The organism is Acinetobacter sp. Z1 (assembly GCF_024296945.1).
In the GTDB taxonomy this organism is placed as follows: domain Bacteria; phylum Pseudomonadota; class Gammaproteobacteria; order Pseudomonadales; family Moraxellaceae; genus Acinetobacter; species Acinetobacter beijerinckii.
In genome coordinates this window covers 333,821-354,239 of record NZ_CP101115.1, presented here as the reverse complement: position 1 = coordinate 354,239, position 20,419 = coordinate 333,821, and the positions used below count along the sequence as shown (strand labels likewise).

Genomic DNA, 20,419 nt, shown 5'->3' with positions numbered 1-20,419 from the left:
GCGATGTCCTTCATCTCTACACCTGCCTATGTCTTTGCAGTCGTGGAATTATTGTGGATCAGCTTGGGTTGTTTTCAAAAGCGTTTGCAAGTTAGCAGCTTTCGGTTTGACAAGCCAGAACTTACGACTATAGAAGTCGAACTCATTACGGATTTTGTATGCCCAAGCACTTCCTGTTTCTTGAATGTGTTCATCAAGAATACGAAGCAGGTTTTCTTTATGATCTTCCATCGCTTCTGTCGAGATTCGATTAAGATCAATCAGCTCATGGTTATAGTAGTCAACAAAATCGTTATCGAGGTCAAGCACATAAGCAAAACCACCAGTCATGCCCGCACCAAAATTATGACCTACTTTACCAAGTACTGTTACCACACCACCTGTCATATATTCACAACAATGGTCGCCAGCACCCTCAATAACCGCAAATGCACCTGAGTTACGAACTGCAAAACGCTCGCCCGCAGTACCCGCAGCAAATACTTTACCGCCAGTAGCACCATACAAACAGGTGTTACCAATAATTGCTGTATTTTGCGTTTGGAAAGGCGAACCTTTTGGTGGGAAAATAGATACGCGACCGCCTGCCATACCTTTACCGACATAGTCGTTGGCATCACCCTCAAGTTTGATATGCAAACCACCTGCATTCCAAACACCAAGTGATTGACCTGCTGTACCGACAAGATTCATCACAACTGGGCTATTTTCCATACCCAAGTTACCGTAGCGACGTGCGATCTCACCTGAAATACGCGCTCCAATCGAACGGTCACAGTTACCCACCGTGAAGTTAAACGAACCGCCTGTACCTGCTTCAATCGCTGGCAGCATTTCAGCCACCATTTTCTCAGCCAATACACCTTTATCGAATGGCGCATTACCTTGAACTTGGCAATACTGCGCTTTACCTTCAGCAGAAGGATGTGACGTTAATAAAGCACTGAGATCAAGATGCGCATGCTTGTCTGTTTCACCCGGTAGAACTTCAAGCAAATCAACACGACCAATCAAATCTTTAAGTGAAGCGACACCGAATGCAGCTAACAATTCACGCGTTTCTTCAGCAATAAATTTGAAGAAGTTGATTAGCATTTCTGGCTCGCCAATATAATGCTCTTGACGCAAATGGTCTTGTTGAGTTGCAACACCCGTCGCACAGTTGTTCAGGTGGCAAATACGCAGGTATTTACAACCTAATGCGATCATTGGTGTAGAACCGAAACCAAAGCTTTCAGCGCCTAAAATTGCTGCTTTGATTACATCCAAACCTGTTTTTAAACCACCATCAGTTTGTACGCGAACCTTACCACGCAAATCATTGACACGTAGTGCTTGATGCGCCTCACTTAAACCTAATTCCCATGGCGAACCTGCATGGTGAATTGATGAAAGTGGAGATGCCGCTGTACCACCGTCATACCCTGAAATGGTAATGAAGTCTGCATACGCTTTTGCAACACCTGCCGCAATCGTTCCGACACCCGGCTCAGATACTAATTTCACTGAAACCATTGCTTGAGGATTGACTTGTTTCAAGTCAAAAATCAATTGTGACAAATCTTCGATTGAGTAAATGTCATGGTGTGGCGGTGGAGAAATCAGCGTCACACCTGGTACTGAGTAACGTAAACGTGCAATTAAGCCATTCACTTTACCACCTGGTAACTGACCACCTTCACCTGGTTTTGCGCCTTGTGCAACTTTGATCTGCAACACCTCAGCAGAGGTTAAGTACGCAGGAGTTACACCAAAACGACCTGAAGCGATCTGTTTAATTTTCGAGTTACGGATCGTGCCATAACGTGCAGGGTCTTCACCACCCTCACCTGAGTTCGAACGACCACCAATTGTGTTCATTGCAATTGCAATTGCTTCGTGTGCTTCTGGAGACAATGCACCCAGAGACATACCTGCAGAGTCGAAACGAGGAAGGATATCTTCAATGCTTTCAACTTGATCTAGCGCAATTGAATTTGTCGTTTTTAACTTGAATAAGTCACGAATCGTAGCGATTGGACGGTTATTAACAAGTTCAGCATATTCTTTAAAGTCTTGATATTGACCTGAACGAACCGCCTTATGCAGTGAGTTAATCACATCTGGGTTGAACGCATGATACTCTTTACCAAATACAAATTTGAGTAAACCACCCTGATCAATCGGCTTACGATGTTGCCAAGCAGTCGTTGCCAATTTCTTTTGGTCATTTTCTAAATCGACAAAAGTTGCACCTTGGATACGGCTTGGTACGCCAAGGAAGCATTTATCAACCACTTCAGAAGATAAACCGACCGCTTCAAATAATTGACCACCACGATAAGAAGCAACTGTAGAGATACCCATCTTAGAAAGAACTTTGAGTAAGCCTTTCTCAATACCTTTACGGAAGTTCGCTTGTGCGTGAATTGGATCACCCAACAATTCGCCTTTAGCAACCAAATCATTGATGACATCATAAGCCAAGTACGGATAAACGGCTGTCGCACCAAAACCAAGTAATACTGCAAACTGGTGTGGATCACGTGCAAAACCAGTTTCAACTAAAATGTTCGCATCAGTACGCAAACCAGTTTTAATTAAATGATGGTGAACTGCACCTGTTGCCAATGCTGCATTTGCAGGCAAGTAACCTTCACGGAAACTCTTATCCGTTAATACAATGAGTGTTTTACCATCACGAACAGCTTGAGCAGCTTCTTCACAAATGCGTGCAATTGCTGCTTGTAAGCCTTCAGCTTCTGCATAGTTCAAATCGATATCGACAACGCCATAACCTTCACGTTCTTTTTCAACATCACGAAGTTGCTGCATTTTTGAGTTTGACAATACAGGACTTGAAATAATGATGCGGTCAGCGTGCTCAGGACCTTGTTCGAATACGTTTTGCTCACGACCTAAACACGTTTCCAAAGACATCACAATCGATTCACGTAATGGATCGATTGGTGGATTAGTTACTTGAGCAAATTGTTGACGGAAATAGTCAGACACATGACGTACTTGACGAGACAATACTGCCATTGGCGTATCATCACCCATTGACCCGACAGCTTCCTGACCACTTTCTGCAATTGGACGCAAAATTTGATCACGCTCTTCAAATGTCACCATAAACATTTTCTGCGCTGCTTTTAATGCATCACCTGTTAAGCCTTGATCAATTAATTCCTCTTCAAGCTGCGGATTTGCCTGTAGGCGAATCGCATGATCACGTAACCATTCACGATATGGGCGCATATTTTTAAGATGATTGCTGACATCTTTAGTCTCAAGCACTTTACCAGTCAAAGTGTCGACGACTAAAATTTGACCAGGACCTACACGACCTTTAGATACCACATCTTCAGGTTCATAGCCCCACACACCAATTTCAGATGCCAGTGTGATGTAATCATTTTTGGTAATAACCCAACGTGCTGGACGCAAACCATTACGGTCAAGCATACAAATCGCATGACGACCATCTTGGATAACTAATCCCGCAGGGCCATCCCAAGCTTCCATATGCTTAGAGTTAAACTCATAGAACGCACGTAAATCCGCATCTAAAGTTTCAACGTTTTGCCATGCAGGTGGAACGAGCATACGCAACGCACGGAATAAATCCATACCACCACCGACAAGAATTTCAAGCATATTATCTAAGCTTGATGAGTCTGAACCTGTACGGTTCACAATCGGTGTTAATTCAGTTAACCCTGGCAATAATGGGTTTTCAAATTTTGGAGTACGCGCCAATGCCCAATTACGGTTTGCAGTAATGGTATTGATTTCACCATTATGAGCAAGGTAACGGAACGGCTGAGCCAATGGCCAACGCGGCAATGTATTTGTTGAAAAGCGTTGATGAAACACCACAATATGTGATTTCAAACGTTCGTCTGCTAAATCGGTATAGAAATCAGCAATTGCTGCTGGCATCATCAAGCCTTTATAGCTGATCACTGTAGTCGCCAAAGTAGTGACATAGAATAGTGGATCATTTTGTAATTGTTGTTCTGCACGACGACGCGCTAAAAAGAGTTTACGATTAAACTCAACTTCAGTTAAACCCATTGGGCAGTTAACCAAAATCTGTTCAAACACAGGTAAAGATTGCAATGCAATTTCACCTAAAGCGTCATTATTTGTTGGTACAACACGCCATGCCGCAACGGTCAGACCAGCAGCTTCCATTTCTTTATTGAGGATGTTTTTTGCATTTTGAGCTAAAGCAGGGTCAATATTTAAGAATACTGTACCAGCCGCAAAAATCTCAGTCAGATTGGTTCCAAGTTTTTGAGCTTCTTCGCGGAAAAACTGTTTGGGCATAGCCAACAACAATCCGCACCCATCTCCTGTTTTACCATCCGCGGCAATACCACCACGGTGCGTCATGCAACTTAAACTGTGAATCGCAGTTTCGACCAGATGATGGCTTGATTCACCCTTCATATGGGCAATCAGACCAAAACCACAGTTATCCTTAAACTCATCAGGTTGATATAAACCTTGAGCGGGAGCTACAGTATTAGGCGATGGCATGTGCATAGCGTACCCTTCTTTCAACATGGCTCTTTCGAGCAACAAACAATCAATTCATTTTCTGCGATATTGCCGACCAACTCATATAAAGTTCAATGCTTCGCGAAAACATTTTTACTGGCGGATTTGCAATATACGCCTTTCTTTTCCAAGAATCAGCGCATTTACCATATAAAGTGTTTTCAGTTATTACACCTTCACAAATGTTTGTAAAGCATAAAAACTTTCCATTTCACTAAATTTATGAATCATTTAGCACAAAAAAGGGCAATGAGCAGACAAATTAGCACCACAATTAAGCAAAAAACATACCAAGTTATTATTTTTTTACTAAATCATTAAAAAAGTTAAAATAATATTAAAAAAATGAGGGGTAGAAATTATTAAAATGCAATAAAACGCACCAAAAAAAAGCTAATAGCTTCAAATAAGAACCATAATTGACCAACAATGGTGCATTTTAATTAAACGGATCACTTACTTCTCGGCGTGAAGAATCTGAACTTTCTTTTAATTTTTCTGCATTTTGCGCACTAGATGGCTCATTGCGTGGTAATTCCGTTTGACTACGCTTCACATTGACAATATTACCCTCAGCATCTCGCTGAGTAACTGTCGTTCGAACAGAAGTAGAGGCATCTCGTACACTCTCTGGAACTATAGCCTTTTGAGTCTGATTTCCTAGTAGTAACAAGGTCTCATCAATCTTAGGAAGTGCAGCTGGCTTTAACTGAATTGCATACAATTGATTTGCAGCTGACTTCATTTCATCAGCACCTAAATCATTTACAAACTCAGCATATACTGACAACTGCTGCGCTTTGGGTTGAATGGTCTGAGGAAGCTGCAATGCTAATTGATTAAAACGACGCTTAGCCTCTTCGGCATTAGAAAATACACCATAGGATAAAACATATTGTTCAGCTTGATCTTCACCACTTAAGCGAAAATATAAAAATTGTTTTCGATCTGCTCGATTGAGTAAAAAGTTTTTGACAATAGCTTCGTCAGAACTACGAAATATTTCCATCGTCCATTGACGTTGATTCTCTTTAATAAACTTTGTTCCACGAAACTCAGGCGCATGCTCATTAGAAACCACAACTCGTGTGGATAAATCTAAAGGTTGCACTTCATCTGACAATGCACCTAAATGAGTCATCGCTGTAACTTTTTCAGGTTGAATTTGTACCTGAACCTCAGATTTTGACTGAGGTTCAACCTCAGTCAAAGCATCACTGTCCGTCACAGCCCAAAACACCAATGCAGCGACTAAGCAAGCAATAGCAAATACTAACCAGCTATATTGTTGTATATTTTGCCAAATTGATCGTGACGCAGTCATGCCCTTTCCAACACTTTATTTATGCAGATTGATTTTCAAGAATAGATTGTTTCATTAACTCAAGATCAAAATCTTTAGTAATCACTGCTTGACCTAACTTTTTCAGCAACACCAATCGTAATTGACCATTTAAGACTTTTTTATCATGCGACATATAAGCCAAAAAATCATCTAATGGAATTTTCGGACATGATATCGGTAAATGAGCGCGTTGAATGATTTTTTTTGTACGTTCAACATCATCTGAAGAAATCCATCCCAATCGATAGGATAAATCAGCAGCCATCACCATCCCTGTTGCAACTGCCTCACCATGCAACCAAGTGCCATAACCAAGATAAGATTCAATCGCATGACCAAACGTATGACCTAAGTTTAACAAGGCTCTTTCACCTTGTTCTTTTTCATCATTTGCTACTATTCTTGCTTTGTGCGCACATGAGCGATATACCGCCTCAGCAAGCAAATTAGAATCTCGGACAACTAAAGCGTCGATGTTTTGTTCTAGCCAAACCAAAAAATTCACATCACCTAATAAAGCGTATTTGATCACTTCTGCTAAACCCGCAGATAACTCTCGATCTGGCAAGGTACCGAGTTGCGCCATATCAGCCAACACCACCTGTGGTTGCTGAAAAGCACCCAGCATATTTTTGCCCAAAGGATGGTTAATTCCCGTTTTCCCACCCACACTCGAATCCACCTGTGACAATAATGTTGTCGGGATCTGAACAAAGTTCACCCCTCGCTGAAAACATGCTGATGCAAAACCAGCCATATCACCCACAACACCACCACCCAATGCCAATACGGTACAATCCCGATTAAAACCAGCTTCAAGCAATGCATCAAAAATTAAGTTAAGATGTTGGATATCTTTATATTTTTCCCCATCTGGCAAGATACATTGTGCTATTTGCTTATCCAATTGACTTAATGCATCCACATAATGTTGTAAATATAAGGGAGCAACCGTCGAATTTGAAACCAACATTACTTGTCGACCAAACAAATAGGGCTTTAATAATTCTTTTGGATCTAAATGACTTCCAATAAAAATTGGATAACGACGATCGCCTAACTCAACATGTAATGTTTGCATAACCCAAAAACCACTAAACTTGTTTAGATAAAATAACTTGTAAGATACGTTGTGCTAGATCTCGAGCAGCACCTTGATTTGTTTCGATAATATAGTGTGCAACTTCACGATATAATGGATCACGTGCCTCCAATAAGTCACGTAATTTTCGCTCTGGATTTTCTACTTGTAATAATGGACGATTTTTATCGCGATAGGTGCGCTGTAATTGTAGTTCTACAGGCGTATATAGATAGACAACAATACCACGTTGTTTTAAAAAGTTTCGATTTTCAGCTTGTGTAACCGCACCACCACCAGTAGCTAAAACTAGCATAGGACGATTCGTTAATTCATTAAGCACATTCGTCTCTCTGAGACGAAATCCCATTTCACCTTCTTTTTCAAAAATCCATGGAATAGTAGCACCTGTTTTTCGCTCGATTTCATGATCACTATCAATAAAATCTCGACCCAACAATTCTGCTAAATGTCGACCAACCGTTGTTTTTCCTGCCCCCATCGGCCCTACCAAATAAATATTTGGTAGGGACTCAAACGCTTTGCTTGGCAACGCGCCACCTATATTAATTGCGATTATTGAAAATATATTAATGATTTCTCGTCAAAGTGTCATTAACAATTCTCGGTGTCACAAAAATTAAAAGTTCACGTTTGCTATCTTTCTTTGTATCACGGCGGAACAATTTACCTAAGTAAGGAATATCACCAAGAAAAGGAACTTTTGTTTGAGAATTGAGATTTTCTTGCTCAAAAATCCCACCCAAAACAATTGTTTCACCATTGTCTACAAGCACATTGGTATCAATCGAATTTTTATTAATGGTTAACTGACCTGTAGGTGTCGGTTGTCCTGGTGCATCTTTGGTAATGTTTAACTTCATCATTACCTTACCTTCTGGAGTAATACTTGGTGTGACATCCAGACTTAACGTAGCGTTAATAAACTCAGTTTTTGGTACTGCATTTGCGCCCCCCCCTGAAGAAGATGCATATGGAATTTGCGTACCAGACTCAATTTTAGCAGCTTGTTTATCAGCGGTCATAACCTTCGGTGTTGAAATCACTTCACCGAAACCATCTGCCTGAACTGCCGAAAGCTCTAAATCCAACATAAAATCAGACAAACTAATCAAACCAAAAGCAATACGACTTGCACCAGGAGTCACAGCCCCTAAATCCACATTTAGATTATCAGGACGTTCAATCTCATATTTCCAACCACCAGTATCACTATCTTTTTTAGGCTCCCTTAAATTCCACAGCGTCGTGTCACTCCCACCCACCAATAAATCATTATTTCTGCCAATCCCTTGCGACAAAATACCCCACTTCACCCCCATTTCTTTGGTAAAGTCAGTACTCGCACTTACAATTCTAGCTTCAATCATGACTTGCTTTACTGAAACATCAAGCAAATCCACCATTTTTCTTATTTTATCAATATTCTGAGCAGTATCATTTACAATCAAAGTATTTGTTCTTGTATCTGCGACAGCACTACCACGAGGACTTAACAAACTTTCCAAGGCAAGAGAATCTGAGTTCGATGTCCGATTTGCCATCGCCCCTTTACCATCACGAGAATCTTCAATTAATTTCAATATATCGGCTGCTTTCGCATAACTTAATTTAATATACTCAGATTGAATCGGCGCCAACTTGACACTCTGTGCAATGGCTTTGGCTTCTTCTTCTTCAGATTTTATCAACTCAGAAACTGGAGCAATCCAAATTACGCTTCCATTACGACGTTTATCCAAATTTTTGGTTTTAAGCACAATATCTAACGCTTGGTCCCAAGGCACATCTTTTAAACGTAGTGTAATATTACCCTGTACAGTGTCAGCAGCCACCATGTTGATACCGGTAAAATCAGCAAGTAACTGAAGAACTCGACGGACTTCAATATCCTGAAAATCTAGGGAAATCTTGTTTCCAGTATAGATTTGAGATTTTGCTTTTGCAGGCGACTTATCTTCAGGGCGTTTTAGGCTAATGGTTAATTTATTTTCAGCCTGATAAGCCATATATTCATAGCTACCTGCAGACTGAATAGTAATAACGCCATTACCTTTATCATTATAAGCATCAATACTGGCAACAGGCGTTGCAAAATCATTGGTATTCAAACGACGTGCAAGATGGGTAGGAATTTTATTTCCCATGGTTCGAACAACAATCTTACTACCTTGCTGCTGTACATCAACTGGTGTGTTACCACCCAATAAATCAATAACAACTAAACCTTCACCTTGATTTCCTCTCTGAAAACCAATATTAGAAACCCCTTGCTGAGACTGCCGCGCAATTGTCTGAGTTGCACTTGTTGCTGAAGGTCGAGCCGAATTGATTTTTAAAACAAAGGTATTACCTTCGACACGTGTTGTAAATGCACCCGCATCTTTCAAATTCACAATAACACGTGAGCGTTGATCATCAGCAGCTACCTCGACAGAACTCGCTTCTGCCGTAGATACAGGGATTGAACTTTGTTTCAATGTCTGTTGTGCTTTATCAAAATCTAAAATTAAGCGTGCAGGTTGTTCCAGTTGATAAGCTTGTGGCTGCGGAGGCAAGCCATTAAACATGACTCGAATTTCCGTTCCTTGCTCAGCTAAATTCATAGGTACAATATTCGTCATACTGACCTGTGCGGATGCTATTTGCATCATAGCAATAGCGACAGCACCCATAGAAAATTGACGGAATGCATGATTCATGGTCTTCGCTTCCCCAAATAAAGAATCTTTAAACTGTTTTTTCATTGTTATTCCCTTAATCTTACGGTGCTGGCCCGATTAAAACGAGTGTTCTTGGTCTCTCCACATAACCTTCTCGCCCATCTGGAACAATTTCAACCAAATCTATCTGAGTCGGGCTGATTTTAATAATTCGCCCTTGATTCATCCCCAAATAACTTCCGACCTGTACACGCTCAATTTGTCGATCAGGTGTTTGAATTAATGCAATCGTGTCATTTCCTTTGCCACGCATACTACCTTTCATATTTAATGATTCAAGAGCGTAGCTTTCAAGTGGCTGTGGTTGACGATTAAAATTCGGATAAACACGTTTTCCTGCCATGATTTTCAATTCTGCGGCTAAAGAGCTTGGCATAAATGGGCTTTTTAACTGATGAGCAGAATAATTAAATAACGGCACAGGAGTGAAAATTGGCGCAGGCTCAATCGGTAATGGCGGTTGATTACGAATATCAGCCATTTGTTGATTGACCGCATCAATACGCGAGTCACAACCAACCAAGCCAATCCCAACGAACAAAGCAAGTAATAATTTATTTTTATTCATTACTATTTTCCTCCTTGAGCAGGTGGATTTGTAGCAGGTTGAGCTGCAACATCAGCATTCGCTTGTTCATCAGCACCGACATAACGATAGGTTTTAGCTTTTATTGAATAATTAACAACTGGAATATCAGACTTTTTCTCTTTATCTGCTGATGCTTCAACAGTAAAGTCATGCAGAGTTACAATACGTGGTAATGCTGCAATTCCTGTCACAAAAGCACCAAAAGCATGATAATCACCTGTAGCATCAATACTAATCGGCTGCTCGATAAAAAACTCTTGCTTCACTTCATTTTCTAAGCGGATATTCTTAAATTTCAGCCCAGAATTAACACCTGTCAAATTAATGTCTTCGACTAAACTCGGAATCTCAGTTTCTTTAGGCAGCTGTTCGAGTTGCTGATTAAAGTTCGCTTCCATCTCTTGCAATTGTGCTTGATATTGTTGCAAATTACGCAACTTAGATTCTTTTTCACGAAACTCATTGAGTAAGCTTTGTTCTTTCGCTTGCGCGTTCGCAATTGATTCTAATTGCGACTTAATCACTACAAAATAACCGAGAGCGCCAACAGCTAAGAAAATAAAAATCCAAGTGGTAATTTTGACAGATAAAGGCCAACTGCCATAATTATTCATATCCAAAGTATTAAACTGTTGGAAGAACTGCTCCACCGTCATTTTCTTTTTCTTTGCAGCAACGGTGTCTTGATTTAAATCATCTGATTTATCTAGGTTCATTTCGCCACCCCTACTGTCCCTGATGCAACGGCTTCTAATGCAGGATCAGCTTGTTCCGTCGTACCGATCTCCCCCAAATCTACAGTGACAACAAAGCTTCCATAGTTTTCTTCGACGCGAGGAACCAGTGAGCTTGCGGTTTTATCTTTTTTCTCTTCCGCCGCTAAAAACGAGTTCATAAACGCATTACGATACCAAGGCGAAGCCTCTAAATTACGTAGTAATTCAGCGACTGTATTTGGACTTTCCGCTTTTCCTTCAATCGAAAATTTATCACCTGTCCGACTAAATTTCGTAATGTACATTGTTGGTGGTGTTACTCGAACCAACTCATCTACCAAACGAACAGTAACAGGACGTTGACCTTGTAAACCTTGGATTAATTTCATTCGCTCGATAATTGCATTACGACGTTCTTGCAAACCATCCAGCGCTTTTAATTGTGTATCTAAGTTTTGATTTGTACTGACAATCAGTTGATTCGCCTGCTCTTGATCATTCAATTTATGATCAAAATACATCCACCCAGAAAAGACAGATGCAACCCCTAATGCAGCGACCCCAACACAAAATGCGACAAACTGTTTCTTTCTTTGTTCTCTTAGCTCATCACGCCAAGGGAGTAAATTAATCTTTGCCATTAATCAAAACTCCTCAATGCTAAACCACATGCCACCATTAATGATGAGGCATCGTTTTCAATTTTTTTAATATCAATTTGCGGAGAAAAGCCCATTTGTAAAAATGGATTGGCAATCGTTACGCGGTAACCGAGTTTTTGTTGTAATAACTTCGCTAAACCAGGAATATTTGCATTACCACCAGCCAGCAAAATATGATCAATTTCATTAAATTGTGACGAGGAAAAGAAGAACTGTAGTGAACGGGCTGCTTGTTGTACAACAGCATCTAAAAAAGGCTCAAGAACTTCAGTATCATAATCATCAGGAAGCGTTCGTTCTTTTTTCGCTCGACCCGCTTCCTCAAAAGACAAACCATATCGAGTTTGAACATCTTGGGTCAATTGTCGACCACCAAAGACTTGTTCCCGCGTATAAATGATTTTGCCTTTCTGCATCACAGATAAGGTTGTCATGGTATGGCCAATATCTAGGATACCAACGGTATTGGCGCCCATTGGAAGTGTGTCTGAAAACACACTAAATGCGCGCTCCATGGCATAACTTTCAACATCAGCAATTTTAGCAGTCAATCCCGCAAGCTCTAAAACTTCTACTCGTGTATCTACATTTTCAGTGCGTGTTGCCACCAAAAGTACATTCACTCGGTTTGGATTGGCTAATTTGTCAGATAAGACTTCAAAATCAAGACTAACTTCATCTAATGGGAACGGAATGTATTGCTCGGCATCCATGCGAATTTGAACTTCTCGTTCATCTGCTGTCATGTCAGCATCCATCTCAATGATTTTATGAATCACCATTGAGGTAGGTACCGCAATCGCCACATTCATGGTGTGAGGATTCGCAAGATTCACCACTCTTTCAAGGGCATCACCTACTGCTTCTGGATTTAAAATGCTTTTTTCGACAACACTGTTTTCAGGCAGCGGCATCACAGCATAACTTTCAACCCAATATCTACCGTTCTTTACAGAGAGCTCCAATAATTTAACAGTTGTCGAACTAATATCGACCCCCACTAACCCCTTATTTGGTTTACGATATAACCTGAGCACAGTACTTTCCTATTTATTTTTTTATCCCCAAAAATACAACCCACTAATTTGTTTTGGTCTTTAATTAATACGGATACAATATCTCATCTAACAATCCGTATGTCTAAAGGATATACTGACCACAATTAGTTTGCCATTCGCTCTTATTAAAACTCACTTATTATGAAAAAGCTATCCAGTTCTGGTATTGTTCGCCCATTTTTTTTGATCATTATTATTATCTTAGTCTCACTTCCAATGGGATTTTATGGCATGTATCTCTATCTCGCGCCATCACTGCCAGATATGAGCTCATTAAAAAAGGCGCCTTTATTAAAACCATTACAGGTATACACGGCTGATGAGAAGTTAATTGCAGAGTATGGGGGAAAACTTTCTATTCCTGTCACCTATGAGCAAATTCCACCAACATTTATTCATGCATTCTTAGCAGCTGAAGATTCTTCCTTTTTTGAGCATAATGGCATTAGCTTTAAAGGACTCGGGCGGGCTATTACCGAATCAGTAACAGGTTCTGATGTCCAAACTGGGGGCTCAACCATTACCATGCAGGTGGCAAAAAACTATTATTTAAGCCCAGAACGTACATTACGACGCAAACTCACTGAAGTATTTCTTGCTCGAAAAATTGAACAAAATCTAACAAAACAAGAAATTCTAAGCTCATATGTAAATAAAATCTTTTTAGGTAAAAATGCTTATGGGATTGCGGCAGCTGCACGAATTTATTACAACAAAAATATTAATCAGCTTACGATTGCACAAATGGCAATGATCGCGGGTCTCCCTAAAGCACCCTCAAAATATAATCCTGTAGTTAATCCTGAAAGAGCGCTGGAACGACGAAATTGGATTTTAGGTCGCATGTTACAACTGGGTTATATTAATCAAGGGCAATACCAAAAAGCAGTCGCTGAACCTATTAATTTAAATATGATTGATCGCTCAGTCAGCAATGTGTTTCCTTACGTAGGTGAAATGGTTCGTTCTGAACTGGTTCAACATTTCGGTGAGCAAGCAATTGATTCTGGGTATAAAGTCTATACGACTATTGATAGTAATCGTCAACGTTATGCGGAAAAGTCTATACAGGATGGACTTGAAGCCTATGATCGTCGTCATGGTTGGCGTGGTCCTGAAGCACATGACAAACCCTTGAATGAGTTTATGGCGTATGCGAATACCTATCCTGCACAAGTGGTAAAAGTAAATAAAAATTCTTTTGATGCACTCATGCAAGATGGTTCAACTGTTACTGTAAATTGGTCTGGCATGTCATGGGTTCGCCCTTATCGCAATGCCAATAGTGTGGGTGGCGGTCCATCAAATGCATCCCAAATTGTCAAAGTAAAAGACATTATTCGCTTACGCCCAAATGAAAACAAAACAGTATGGTCTTTAGTTCAGGTTCCTAAAGTTCAAGGACAATTGATTGCCTTAAATCCAAATGATGGTGCTATAGAGGCCGTCGTCGGTGGTTATAATTTTTATCAATCTAAATTTAACCGTGCTATTCAAGGATGGAGACAACCTGGCTCAACCATTAAACCTTTCGTTTACGCATTGGCTTTAGAGCGTGGCATGACACCCTATAGCATGGTCAATGACAGCCCGATTACCATTGGGAGATGGTCACCAAGAAACTCAGATGGTCGCTATCTTGGCATGATCCCTTTGCGACGAGCTTTGTATTTATCTCGAAATACGGTTTCTGTTCGCTTATTACAAAATGTTGGAATCGAACGTACACGTCAGTTATTTATGGACTTTGGTTTGCAAGATGAGCAAATTCCACGTAACTACACAATCGCGCTAGGTACACCACAGGTACTTCCTATTCAGATGGCAACAGGTTATGCCACTTTCGCAAATGGTGGTTATCGCATTCAGCCACATTTTATTAAACGAATTGAAGACGCGGCAGGCAAAGTCATTTATGAAGCAAAACCTGACTATGCATGTATTCCTTGCATAAGTAATCCAGATGCTAATTCACAAGCATCTTCAGAATCAGAGCAAGGTACTGTACAAGAAATTACCAATCAAACATTAGAGGGGCAAGCAGCTGTTTCAGAGCCTACAATTACAACCTCTAGCATCGAGAATACCAATAAAACAAATAGCGACTATCGCCAAGCGCAACGCATTCTTAAATCAAGTTCCGCTTACGATATGGCAAATATTTTACGTGACGTGATTCAACATGGTACAGGTCGTGCAGCACTTAAAATCGGTCGTGATGATTTAGGTGGTAAAACAGGTACAACCAACGATGCAAAAGATGCATGGTTCGCTGGATTTAATGGAAAATTGGTTGCCGTTGCCTGGGTTGGATTTGATCAGCCTAGAACATTAGGTCGCAGAGAATATGGTGGTGTTGCTGCGCTCCCAATTTGGACAAATTTCATGGCGAGCTCACTCAAAGATACGCCTTCGGCATGGGTTCGCTTGGATAAAGATGCTAAAGATCCAATTTCTCGTGATCAAGTGCAAGTCCAACAAAATGAAGATAAAAAAGAATATCGTGCTTCACCACCATTGGCTCGCCCACTCTATCGTCCAGCTCCACCAATAGCACCACGCTCAACTGAAAATGACTTTTCAGATCTACCTGGCACAACGCCTTCTGCTAATGAAGAAATTATTGTCCCATCAAGAACCCAACCACCAACGATGGGATCTGGTGCTCAACCAACCAAACCCCAAAAAGAAAGAGATGGAATTGAAAATCTAATCAACGAAATCCAGTAACACAAAAAAAGCCATCAATTTGATGGCTTTTTTCTTTTTTCAAATACATAAATCTGAAATGCAGCAGTCACAGCAAATTGCTGCTTTTGCTCCAGTGCTTGTCTTTTTTCCAAACTCGCTTTGTATGCATACGGAGTCATTGCAATCAAATTATTTAAGGCTTGATGATCTAATAACAATTCCGCTTCGACCAGCTTGGATTGTTTGATTTCGAATTGGGCATCAAGCTGTTCTACAAACTTCTGTGGTTCATGTAAATTTACCTGTTCAAATAGCGCTTCACGAAGATGGAATAAATGTGCTGGCGCTGGTGTTACCACAATTAAATGACCATTTTTCTTTAGCACTCTGATAATTTCATCTTGCGGGATAGGGCTAAATAAACTGGTGCATACATCGATTGAATGATCTTGAACAGGTAGAGTTGCTCCTGTTGCCACAATCCATGTCACCTTTGAATTCAGCTTTGCTGCTCTTTGAACTGCTGTTTTTGCAATATCTACTCCAATACAATACTGGGTATGCTGCTGCATCGCATTGGTATAATAGCCCTCACCACAGCCAATATCTAAAACGGCATGAGACTTTAACTCTTGTAGCAATTCAACGATCGCATGTTGTAAAGGCTGATAAAATCCTGCTTGTAAAAATTCACGCCTTGCCAGCACAGACTCTGCCGTATCGCCAGGGTTCTTACTGTGTTTATGTTGAACGACATGTAAATTGACATAACCTTGTTTGGCAACATCATAATGATGCCCTTTTTCACATCGCCACGAATTTTCAATTAAATTCAATGTCTGGCGACAAACAGGACACATCAATAAACTCATCTATTTTCTCCAAACAAAAAAAGCTGGTGATCACCAGCTTCTTTTTATGAATCTTGGTTTAACGTAATTTTAAGGTCATTAACCCCAATACAACGAGGAAAATGGTAATAATCCAGAAACGAATAACGACTTGGGTTTCTTTCCATCCCTGTTTTTCGTAATGATGATGTAGCGGTGCCATTAAAAAGACACGCTTATTACGCATCCGCAATGAACCAATCTGTAAGAACACAGAAATTGCTTCCATCACAAATACACCGCCCATAATTGCAAAAACAATTTCTTGGCGAACCATCACAGCGATCGTGCCCAGCATAGCACCTAAAGCCAATGCGCCGACGTCGCCCATAAAGACTTGTGCTGGATGTGCATTGTACCAAAGGAATGCCAAACCTGCGCCAACCATTGCTGAACAGATAACAACCAGTTCAGAAGTGTATTTCACGTAAGGAATATGCAAATAATTGGCAAATCGAATATCACCTGAAAGATAAGCAAACACACCTAACCCAGCCGCAACCATGACAATTGGCATGATGGCCAGTCCATCTAGCCCATCCGTCAGATTGACAGCATTAGATGCACCGTTAATCACTAGATACGTAAAAACAATAAATGCAAGTCCGAATGGAACAACAGAAAGTGGTATCGATAAATTTTTAAAGAACGGGATGAGCAAATCCAACATATTGGCTGTATGAACCATACTATCTTGCTGTTTTGCAATAACATATAGCGCAACACCTGCGCCTAAAGATGCTACAGATGTCCAGAAAAATTTCTTACGTGCGGGTAAACCTGCGTTGTCCTTATATCGTACTTTAATCCAGTCATCTGCCCAACCAACTGCACCGAATACAACCATTACACCCAACACGATCCACACATAAGGGTTGGATAAATCAGCCCATAACAATGTACTAATCCCGATCGAGAGTAAAATTAAAATCCCTCCCATCGTTGGTGTACCCATTTTTTTGGCATGATTCTCTGGCGCAAATGAACTAACTGCTTGACCGTATTTCAGGGCTTGTAACTTACGAATCATCACTGGTCCTAACACCAGTCCAATCGCTAAAGCCGTCAATAGACTGAGTAAAGAGCGTAATGTTAAATAACGAACAACTTGGAATGAGCTGTTATAGCCTGCCAATTGTTCAAATAACCATAACAACATTTAAATTTTCTCCATCAAATCAGCCATCAACGTTTCCATATGGGTATAGCGAGAACCTTTAAATAGGAAACTCATGTGCTGTGGTTGATGTGTTTCTACTAAACTAATCAAAAACGACAAAGCTTGTTCCTGATTAAGAAAAGCCTGTAATTTTTTGCCGTACTGCGTACTTCTCGCACCTTCTTGTGTTGCAGGTGAAAATTCACCCACCGCAACTACAAAGTGAATTCCTTGAAGCGAAACTAAATCTCGACCTAACAAATAATGTTGCTGTGCAGCCGTATCCCCAAGCTCACCAATATCCCCAATGATCATGACTTTAATCCCCGCTTGCTGCGCGAGCACTTCAGCTGCGGCACGCATTGAGGTGGGATTGGCATTATAGGTATCATCAATAAACAGGTGATTTTGGTGCTGAATAAAATTTAAACGCCCCTTAGCACCCTGAGCTTGCTCTAAGCCCTGTACAATATCTTCCAGCGCAATTCCAATTGCTAAGGCAAACGCGGTCGCTGCTGTCGCATTCTGCACATTGTGCGCACCTGCAAACGGAAGAGCTACTGTACGCATACCTTGTGGAGTGTGTAAATTAAATTTTGCTGATTGAGGCTGCAATTCAACATCCGTCGCAAATACATCCCCACCCTCTCCGAAACTTAAAATGGAATGGTTTTGAGCATTTTCACGAATAACCGTAGTGAAATCATCATCCGCAGGAACAATTGCAGTACCTTGAGATAGTATATGTGCATAAATTTCTGACTTGGCGTGGCAAATTCCTTCACGTCCACCAAACTCACCTAAATGTGCAGTACCAATATTCAGAATACCTGCAACATGTGGTTGAACTAAATGAGAGGTATAGTCAATTTCACCTTGATGGCTCGCACCTAATTCCATCACGGCATATTGATGTTCTCGACGTAATTCAAGCAGCATCATCGGCACACCTAAATCATTATTTAAGTTACCACGCGTAATTAACGTCGGTGCTAAACGAGACAAGATACTGCCCAACATTTCTTTGGTGGTGGTTTTACCACTGCTACCTGTGAGAGCAATCACTTTGAGCTGTGAATTTTGCTGACGACGATAAGCACCCAGATGACCTAAAGCCAAGCGAGTATCTTTCACGATCAGTTGCGCAATATCAGCATCGATTGGACGCTCGACAATCGCAATTTGACATCCTTGTATCGCCACTTGTGCTACAAAGTTATGTGCATCAAAGCGCTCACCTTGCAAAGCAAGAAAAACATCTCCAGCTTCAGCATGACGCGAGTCAGTCAAAATACGCTTAATTTCACCTTGTGGAATATTCTGTTGATACCACTGCCCTTGAGTTGCTTGCTGTAATTGTTCTGCTGTCCAAGGTTCCAATGGAACGGTACTGGTGGTTGAAGTATGCATACGCTTTATTTACCTTTTAACCTTATTGCGCAGGATAAGCTGAATCTACAGAGTGCGGCTGTGCATCAATTGCAGATTGCACCTCAACCACATCATCAAACCAATGCCGAACCCCATCAATTTCCTGATAATTTTCATGCCCCTTGCCAGCAATCACCACAATATCACCCGCTTGAGCTTGCGCTACCACAAATTTAATCGCTTCACGGCGATCACGGATTTCATGCACAACATGATCTGCAAAACTGATACTATTTTTCATATCTGCAAAAATCTGTTCAGGGTTTTCAGTTCGTGGATTATCCGAGGTGAGAACAACAGGATTGGCATGATCTAGTGCTGCTTGAGTCATGAGCGGACGCTTGCCACGATCACGATCACCTCCACAACCAAACACTGCCCATAATTGCCCATTAACATGACGTTTCAATGTTGTCAGCACTTGAACCAAAGCATCAGGTGTATGTGCATAATCCACGACAAATAATCGTTCAGCATCTTGAATCACCTGCATTCGACCGGGTGCACCTTTCAATTGCGGAACAAACTCGACTAAATCAGCCAAGGCAAAACCGGTATATTCTGCTGCAATCAAACTTGCCAATAAGTTCTCTACATTAAAATGTCCCAATAAAGGACTTTGTACTGCATAAGAACCTGTCGGACTAATCAGTGTGAAACTTGCCCCACTCAACCGATATTGCAAATCTGCGATATGATAATCCGCAGTCGTCTTCGTCAATGAATAAGTCAAAATTTTAGGTTGTGATGGATTCGCTTGAGCCGCATTCAACATCAGATGGGCATGCGCATCATCCAAATTGATCACGACTACCTTTAAAGTGGTGAATTTGAATAATAAGGCTTTGGCTTCAGCATAAGCTTCTAAAGTACCGTGATAATCTAGATGATCACGACTTAAATTACTGTACACTGCAATTTCAAGCGCACAACCATTAAGGCGCCCTTGTTCCAAACCATGTGAGCTAGCTTCTAATGCGACAAAACTTGCGCCTTGTTTGGCATAGTCATGTAAGGCATGCTGTAATTGCAGCGCATCCAAAGTAGTATGCGTAGATGGCGTTAAATTCGGTAAAATACCGTTACCTGTAGTCCCCATCACTGCACAGCCTTTGCCTTGTGAGCTAACTAGCTCCGCAATCAGACGTGAAATCGTAGTTTTTCCATTGGTTCCTGTCACCGCAATACCACGTAATGGCTGAACAGGATCGGTCCCTTGTAAATATTGCTTTTGCCATTCGCCCATTTGATAACGGACATCAGCACAAACCCATTCATTTACGAGACCTAATGGCGTTTCACTAATCACCGCCAATGCACCCGCTTTCAAAGCATCTTCGGCAAATTGGCGCGTTTTTTCTGCTTGGCTATAACTATTTAAAGCAATAAAAATTTGCCCTTGTTCAACTTTACGACTATCCAAACAAAAGCCATGAAAAGGCTGTGTATACCAAGCCGTATCTATGCTGATCGGATGTATCTGTTGAAAACTAATCGACATAATT

The 20,419-nt window shown here is 40.9% G+C and carries 14 protein-coding genes; 1 reads left to right on the top strand and 13 read right to left on the bottom strand.

Features of this window, described 5'->3' with window-relative positions; all coding sequences use genetic code 11:
- Window positions 1-48: 48 nt before the first annotated feature.
- The 9 genes from gltB to NGC85_RS01585 all read right to left on the bottom strand — a co-directional run bounded on the left by gltB (window position 49) and on the right by NGC85_RS01585 (window position 12,722).
- Window positions 49-4,527, bottom strand: a complete 4,479-nt coding sequence (gene gltB, locus NGC85_RS01625; protein WP_254804637.1) for a glutamate synthase large subunit — start codon at window positions 4,525-4,527, stop codon at window positions 49-51.
- Window positions 4,528-4,987: 460 nt separating this feature from the next.
- Entirely contained in the window at window positions 4,988-5,872 is an 885-nt protein-coding gene (locus tag NGC85_RS01620; protein WP_254804636.1) for a hypothetical protein, read from the bottom strand.
- Window positions 5,873-5,891: 19 nt separating this feature from the next.
- Window positions 5,892-6,974, bottom strand: coding sequence for a 3-dehydroquinate synthase (gene aroB / locus NGC85_RS01615; RefSeq protein WP_254804635.1), 1,083 nt, complete (start codon window positions 6,972-6,974; stop codon window positions 5,892-5,894).
- A 13-nt stretch (window positions 6,975-6,987) separates the two neighbouring features.
- On the bottom strand, window positions 6,988-7,554 hold the full coding sequence (gene aroK, locus NGC85_RS01610) for a shikimate kinase AroK (protein WP_155757334.1): 567 nt from the start codon (window positions 7,552-7,554) through the stop codon (window positions 6,988-6,990).
- 10 nt (window positions 7,555-7,564) lie between these two features.
- A complete protein-coding gene (pilQ, locus tag NGC85_RS01605) occupies window positions 7,565-9,742 on the bottom strand; it encodes a type IV pilus secretin PilQ (RefSeq protein ID WP_254804634.1) in 2,178 nt (725 codons plus the stop codon).
- A 16-nt stretch (window positions 9,743-9,758) separates the two neighbouring features.
- On the bottom strand, window positions 9,759-10,286 hold the full coding sequence (locus NGC85_RS01600) for a pilus assembly protein PilP (protein WP_169109293.1): 528 nt from the start codon (window positions 10,284-10,286) through the stop codon (window positions 9,759-9,761).
- 2 nt (window positions 10,287-10,288) lie between these two features.
- Window positions 10,289-11,023, bottom strand: a complete 735-nt coding sequence (locus NGC85_RS01595) for a type 4a pilus biogenesis protein PilO (RefSeq protein WP_005052213.1) — start codon at window positions 11,021-11,023, stop codon at window positions 10,289-10,291.
- A complete protein-coding gene (locus NGC85_RS01590; RefSeq protein WP_005059945.1) occupies window positions 11,020-11,664 on the bottom strand; it encodes a PilN domain-containing protein in 645 nt (214 codons plus the stop codon). The genes NGC85_RS01595 and NGC85_RS01590 overlap by 4 nt, the downstream gene beginning before the upstream one ends.
- Entirely contained in the window at window positions 11,664-12,722 is a 1,059-nt protein-coding gene (locus NGC85_RS01585) for a pilus assembly protein PilM (protein WP_254804633.1), read from the bottom strand. The genes NGC85_RS01590 and NGC85_RS01585 overlap by 1 nt, the downstream gene beginning before the upstream one ends.
- A gap of 162 nt (window positions 12,723-12,884) precedes the next feature.
- Here NGC85_RS01585 and ponA point away from each other — a divergent pair, with 162 nt between their 5' ends.
- On the top strand, window positions 12,885-15,473 hold the full coding sequence (gene ponA / locus NGC85_RS01580; protein WP_254804632.1) for a penicillin-binding protein PBP1a: 2,589 nt from the start codon (window positions 12,885-12,887) through the stop codon (window positions 15,471-15,473).
- 14 nt (window positions 15,474-15,487) lie between these two features.
- Here the strand turns inward: ponA and NGC85_RS01575 are convergent, their stop codons facing one another.
- From NGC85_RS01575 to NGC85_RS01560, 4 genes are read right to left on the bottom strand one after another with little or no spacing between them, the layout of a single operon-like run.
- On the bottom strand, window positions 15,488-16,306 hold the full coding sequence (locus NGC85_RS01575; protein ID WP_254804631.1) for a putative RNA methyltransferase: 819 nt from the start codon (window positions 16,304-16,306) through the stop codon (window positions 15,488-15,490).
- Between the two features lie 58 nt (window positions 16,307-16,364).
- Window positions 16,365-17,483, bottom strand: a complete 1,119-nt coding sequence (gene mraY / locus NGC85_RS01570; RefSeq protein ID WP_005052225.1) for a phospho-N-acetylmuramoyl-pentapeptide-transferase — start codon at window positions 17,481-17,483, stop codon at window positions 16,365-16,367.
- Window positions 17,484-18,893 (bottom strand): UDP-N-acetylmuramoyl-tripeptide--D-alanyl-D-alanine ligase, encoded by a 1,410-nt coding sequence (gene murF, locus NGC85_RS01565; protein ID WP_254804630.1) that lies wholly within the window; start codon window positions 18,891-18,893, stop codon window positions 17,484-17,486. It lies immediately after the preceding gene.
- 22 nt (window positions 18,894-18,915) lie between these two features.
- A complete protein-coding gene (locus tag NGC85_RS01560) occupies window positions 18,916-20,415 on the bottom strand; it encodes a UDP-N-acetylmuramoyl-L-alanyl-D-glutamate--2,6-diaminopimelate ligase (RefSeq protein WP_254804629.1) in 1,500 nt (499 codons plus the stop codon).
- Between the last annotated feature and the right edge of the window lie 4 nt (window positions 20,416-20,419).